General features: G+C 72.9%; 3 protein-coding genes. 1 reads left to right on the top strand and 2 read right to left on the bottom strand.

Going from position 1 to position 6,157, the window contains the following annotated elements; translation table 11 throughout:
• Window positions 1-164: 164 nt before the first annotated feature.
• Both G3I53_RS00485 and G3I53_RS00480 read right to left on the bottom strand, forming a co-directional pair.
• Window positions 165-653: a hotdog fold thioesterase gene (locus tag G3I53_RS00485; protein WP_164338723.1), complete on the bottom strand. Its 489-nt coding sequence runs from the start codon at window positions 651-653 to the stop codon at window positions 165-167.
• Window positions 654-752: 99 nt separating this feature from the next.
• Entirely contained in the window at window positions 753-3,032 is a 2,280-nt protein-coding gene (locus tag G3I53_RS00480; RefSeq protein ID WP_164338722.1) for an FdhF/YdeP family oxidoreductase, read from the bottom strand.
• Window positions 3,033-3,280: 248 nt separating this feature from the next.
• Between G3I53_RS00480 and polA the strand changes: the two genes are divergently transcribed.
• Window positions 3,281-6,007, top strand: a complete 2,727-nt coding sequence (gene polA / locus G3I53_RS00475) for a DNA polymerase I (RefSeq protein ID WP_164332468.1) — start codon at window positions 3,281-3,283, stop codon at window positions 6,005-6,007.
• The last annotated feature ends 150 nt before the right edge of the window (window positions 6,008-6,157 follow it).

Below are 6,157 nucleotides of genomic sequence, written 5' to 3'. Positions count from 1 at the left end.
GGCCAGGGTGGACGGCGCGCGGGGGTGCGGGGCGGGCGCGCGAGGGCGCGGGGCGGGGCGGGGAGCGGACAGCGCGCGGGGGTGCGGGGCGGATCGTGTGCCCCGCACCCCCGCGGGAGTGCGCCGTATACGGTTGTCGCGGCGGGGAGTTCGCCGTCGCCCGGTCAGCCGGCCGTTCCGGCCTGCTCCTTGTCGCCGGGGTTCACGTCCCGCAGCAGGCAGGTCAGGCGTGCCGTGCACACCCGCTTGTCCGCCTCGTCGGTGATCACGATCTCGTAGGTCGCCGTCGTCCGGCCCCGGTGCACCGGCGTGGCCACACCGGTCACCAGACCCGAGCGCACGCCGCGGTGGTGCGTGCAGTTGAGGTCGACCCCCACGGCGATCTTGGAGACCCCGCCGTGCAGCATCGAGCCCACCGACCCCAGCGTCTCGGCCAGGACGGCCGAGGCCCCGCCGTGCAGCAGACCGTACGGCTGGGTGTTGCCCTCCACCGGCATCGTCCCCACGACCCGCTCGGCCGACGCCTCGACGATCTGCACGCCCATCCGGTTGCCCAGGTGGCCCGCCGAGAAGAGCGCCTGCAGGTCCACGCCCAGGGCGGCGTACTCGTCGATGACCTCGCTCGGGAACTTCACGTGCTGCTGCTCGCCCATGGGCCGTGCTCCGTTCGTCCTCGTCAACTGCGGCCACCGCGCGGCACGCCGGGCACCGGCTCCGGCCGTCAGTGCACCGCGCGGTCGCTGAGCAAACGCTCAGTCGGTCGCCGATTGTTCCAGACGGACCACCACGGACTTGCTGGCCGGGGTGTTGCTGGTGTCCGCGGTGGCGTCCAGCGGCACCAGGACGTTGGTCTCCGGGTAGTACGCGGCCGCGCAGCCCCGGGCCGTCGGATAGTGCACGACACGGAAACCGGGGGCCCTGCGCTCCACCCCGTCCTTCCACTCGCCGACCAGGTCGACGTACGAGCCGTCCGCGTGCCCCAGCGCCCGCGCGTCCTCCGGGTTCACCAGCACCACCCGGCGGCCGTTGCGGATGCCCCGGTAGCGGTCGTCCAGGCCGTAGATGGTGGTGTTGTACTGGTCGTGCGAGCGCAGCGTCTGCAGCAGCAGCCGCCCCTCGGGCACCTTCGGGTACTCCACCGGCGCGGCCGTGAAGTTGGCCCGGCCGGTGGCCGTCGGGAAGCGGCGCTCGTCGCGCGGGGCGTGCGGGAGCGCGAAGCCGCCCGGGCGGGCGACGCGCGCGTTGAAGTCCTCGAAGCCGGGCACCACGCGCGCGATGCGGTCGCGGATCGTCGCGTAGTCCTTCTCGAACTCCTCCCACGGCACGACGCTGTCCGCGCCGAGCACCCGGCGGGCCAGCCGGCACACGATGGACGGCTCCGACAGCAGCTGCGGGCCGGCCGGTTCCAGCCGCCCGCGCGAGGCGTGCACCATGCCCATGGAGTCCTCGACGGTGACGAACTGCTCGCCGCCGTCCTGGACGTCGCGCTCCGTGCGGCCGAGGGTCGGCAGGATCAGCGCCCGCGCCCCGGTCACGGTGTGCGAGCGGTTCAGCTTCGTCGACACGTGCACGGTCAGCCGGGCCCGGCGCATCGCCGCCTCGGTGACCTCCGTGTCGGGGCTGGCGGAGACGAAGTTGCCGCCCATGGCGAAGAACACCTTGGCCCGTCCGTCGCGCAGGGCGCGGATGGCCCGGACGACGTCGTAGCCGTGCTCGCGGGGCGGCGCGAAGCCGAACTCCTTCTCCAGGGCGTCCAGGAAGGCCGGCGCGGGCCGCTCGAAGATGCCCATGGTGCGGTCGCCCTGCACGTTGGAGTGGCCGCGCACCGGGCACACGCCCGCGCCCGGGCGGCCGATGTTGCCGCGCAGCAGCAGGAAGTTGACGATCTCCCGGATCATCGGCACCGAGTGCTTGTGCTGGGTCAGGCCCATCGCCCAGCACACGATGATCCGCTCCGACTCCAGGACCATCCGCAGACACCGCTCGATGTCCTCGCGCGTCAGACCGGTCGCCGTCAGCGCCTCGTCCCAGTCGGCGGCGCGCGCGGTCTCGGCGAACTCCTCGAAACCGTGCGTGTGCTCCCGCACGAAGTCCTCGTCCACCGCGCCCGGCGTCTGCAGGATCAGCTTGTTCAGGACCCGGAAGAGGGCCTGGTCGCCGCCCAGGCGGATCTGCAGGAACAGGTCGTTCAGGGCGGTGCCGGCGGTCAGGCCCTTGGCGGTCTGCGGGTTCTTGAACCGCTCCAGCCCGGCCTCGGGCAGCGGGTTGACGCTGATGATCCGCGCGCCGTTCGCCTTCGCCTTCTCCAGGGCGGACAGCATGCGCGGGTGGTTGGTCCCCGGGTTCTGCCCCGCCACGATGATCAGATCGGCCTGGTACAGGTCCTCCAGCAGGACGCTGCCCTTGCCGACCCCGATCGTCTCGGACAGGGCCGAGCCGGACGACTCGTGGCACAGGTTGGAACAGTCCGGCAGGTTGTTGGTGCCGAGCTCACGCGCGAAGAGCTGGTAGAGGAAGGCCGCCTCGTTGCTGGTGCGGCCGGAGGTGTAGAAGACGGCCTCGTCCGGGGAGGACAGGGCGTCGATCTCCTCGGCGACGATGTCGAAGGCGCGCTCCCAGGTGACCGGCTCGTAGTGGTCGCCGCCCTCGGGCAGGTACACCGGGTGCGTCAGCCGCCCCTGCTGCCCCAGCCAGTAGCCGCTGCGGCCGGCCAGGTCGGACACCGGGTGCCGGGCGAAGAACTCCGGCGTGACCCGGCGCAGCGTGGCCTCCTCGGCCACCGCCTTCGCGCCGTTCTCGCAGAACTCCGCCCGGTGCGGGTGCTCCGGCTCCGGCCAGGCGCAGCCCGGGCAGTCGAAGCCGTCCTGCTGGTTGACGTTGAGCAGCGTCAGCGCCGTGCGCCGCACGCCCATCTGCTGGTGGGCCATGCGCAGGGTGTGCCCGATCGCGGGGAGCCCGGCCGCCGCTCGCTTCGGCTCGCCGACCTGCGGCGCGTCCTGAACCGGATCACCCTTGGGCGGTTTCGTGGCCATCGCGCACTCCCCTTCGCGTACACGTGTGACGTACCACTGTCGATCCTCGCACGTCGCGGGCCGGAGCAGCGGGGCCACGTCCGTGCAGCCGGCGCGCGCGGACCGCCGGGCCGGGGTGGGGCGGGGGACGGGAGCGGGGTGCCCGCCGGGGCGTCGGGGGCGCGGCGGGGCCGGGGAGCGGGGTGCCGCGGGGGTCGTCGGGGGCGCGGCGGGGCCGGGTGTCAGTGGGGCGTGGCAGGATCGGGGGCGTGGCAGAGACAGCATCGAAGAAGACCGACCAGACCTCCGGCGCCGGCCGGCCGCGACTGATGCTCATGGACGGGCACTCACTGGCCTATCGCGCGTTCTTCGCGCTGCCCGCGGAGAACTTCACCACCGCGACCGGCCAGCCGACGAACGCGATCTACGGCTTCGCCTCGATGCTGGCCAACACCCTGCGTGACGAGGCGCCCACCCACTTCGCGGTGGCCTTCGACGTCTCCCGCAAGACCTGGCGCTCCGAGGAGTTCACCGAGTACAAGGCGAACCGCTCCAAGACCCCCGACGAGTTCCGCGGCCAGGTCGAGCTGATCGGCGAGCTGCTCGACGCGATGCACGCCCAGCGCTTCGCCGTCGAGGGCTACGAGGCCGACGACGTCATCGCCACGCTCGCCACCCAGGCCGAGGCCGAGGGCTTCGAGGTCCTCATCGTCACCGGCGACCGGGACTCCTTCCAGCTGGTGTCCGAGCACACCACCGTGCTGTACCCCACGAAGGGGGTCTCCGAGCTGACCCGGTTCACCCCGGAGAAGGTCGTCGAGAAGTACGGGTTGACGCCCGCGCAGTACCCCGACTTCGCGGCACTGCGCGGCGACCCCTCCGACAATCTGCCCGGCATCCCCGGCGTCGGCGAGAAGACGGCCGCGAAGTGGATCAACCAGTTCGGTTCGTTCGCGCAGCTCGTGGAGCGGGTCGACGAGGTCAAGGGCAAGGCCGGGCAGAATCTGCGCGACCACCTGGAGGCCGTCAAGCTGAACCGCCGCCTGACCGAGCTGGAGCGGCAGGTCGAGCTGCCCAAGGGCGTCGCCGACCTGGAGCGGACCCCCTACGACCGCAAGGCCGTGGCGATGATCCTCGACACCCTGGAGATCAGGAACCCCTCGCTGCGCGAGCGGCTCTTCGCCGTCGACCCCGGCGCAGAGGAGGCCGAGGCCACCCCGGTCGTCCAGGAGGGCGTGGAGCTGGACGGCAGCGTGCTGGGCGCCGGCGAGCTGGCCGGCTGGCTCACCGAGCACGCCACCGGGCCGCTCGGCGTCGCCACGCTCGACACCTGGGCGCTCGGCACCGGCTCGGTCGCCGAGGTCGCGCTGGCCTCGGCCGACGGACCGGCCGCCTGGTTCGACCCGGCCGAGCTGGACGAGGGCGACGAGCGCGCCTTCGCCGCCTGGCTCGCCGACCCGGACCGGCCCAAGGTGTTCCACAACGCCAAGGGCGCCATGCGGGTCTTCGCCGAGCACGGCTGGACCATCGAGGGCGTCACCATGGACACCGCCCTGGCCGCCTACCTCGTCAAGCCCGGCCGCCGCTCCTTCGACCTGGACGCGCTGTCCCTGGAGTACCTCCACCGCGAGCTGGCGCCCGCCGCGGCGGCCGACGGCCAGCTGGCGTTCGGGGCCGACGACAGCGCCGAGGCCGAGGCGCTCATGGTGCAGGCCCGCGCGGTCGTGGACCTCGGCGAGGCGTTCCGCACCCGTCTCGACGAGGTGGGCGCGGCCGACCTGCTCCGGGACATGGAGCTGCCCACGTCGGCCCTGCTCGCCCGCATGGAGCGGCACGGCATCGCGGCCGACCGCGCCCACCTGGAGGCCATGGAGCAGATGTTCGCGGGCGCCGTGCAGCAGGCCGTGAAGGAGGCGCACGCGGCGGCGGGACACGAGTTCAACCTGGGCTCGCCCAAGCAGCTCCAGGAGGTCCTCTTCGGCGAGCTGGCCCTGCCGAAGACGAAGAGGACCAAGACCGGCTACACCACCGACGCCGACGCCCTCGCCTGGCTCGCCACCCAGACGGACAACGAACTGCCGGTGATCATGCTCCGGCACCGCGAGCAGGCGAAGCTGCGGGTGACGGTCGAGGGGCTGATCAAGACGATCGCCGCGGACGGCCGCATCCACACCACCTTCAACCAGACCGTCGCCGCGACCGGCCGGCTGTCCTCCACCGACCCGAACCTGCAGAACATCCCCGTCCGCACCGACGAGGGACGCGCCATCCGCCGCGGCTTCGTCGTCGGCGAGGGCTTCGAGTCGCTGATGACGGCCGACTACAGCCAGATCGAGCTGCGCGTGATGGCCCACCTCTCCGAGGACGCGGGGCTCATCGAGGCGTTCACCTCCGGCGAGGACCTGCACACCACGGCCGCCGCGCAGGTCTTCTCCGTCGAGCCCACCGCGGTCGACGCGGAGATGCGCCGCAAGATCAAGGCCATGTCCTACGGCCTCGCGTACGGCCTGTCGGCCTTCGGCCTCTCCCAGCAGCTGAACATCGAGGCGGCCGAGGCGCGCGCCCTGATGGACGCCTACTTCGAGCGCTTCGGCGGGGTGCGGGACTACCTGCGCCGGGTCGTGGACGAGGCGCGGGCCACCGGCTACACGGCGACCCTCTTCGGCCGCCGCCGCTACCTGCCCGACCTCAACAGCGACAACCGCCAGCGGCGGGAGGCCGCCGAGCGCATGGCGCTCAACGCGCCCATCCAGGGCACCGCCGCCGACATCGTCAAGATCGCCATGCTGAACCTGGACCGCGCCCTGCGCGAGGCCGGCCTGACCTCCCGCATGCTCCTCCAGGTCCACGACGAGATCGTCCTGGAGATCGCCCCGGGCGAGCGGTCCCGGGTGGAGGAACTGGTCCGCCGCGAGATGGGAGCCGCCGTCCAGCTCCGCGTCCCGCTCGGCGTCTCGGTCGGCGCGGGCCCGGACTGGGAGTCGGCGGCGCACTGACCCGGCCGCGGGGGCGGATGTCGTCCGGTCCGGCGGTGTGTGGGCCTCTGACGGGGCGCGGGACCGGGCGTGGCGGGCCGCCGGCCATGCGCGCGGCCCTGCTCTGGCGTGCGTCCGGGGGCGTCCGGTCCGCGGGGCCGACCCCACCCC

The sequence above is a fragment of the Streptomyces sp. SID14436 genome, from assembly GCF_010548465.1.
Lineage (GTDB): Bacteria > Actinomycetota > Actinomycetes > Streptomycetales > Streptomycetaceae > Streptomyces.
The sequence above is the reverse complement of the archived record's forward strand: the minus strand, read 5'-3'. Positions and strand labels throughout refer to the sequence as shown.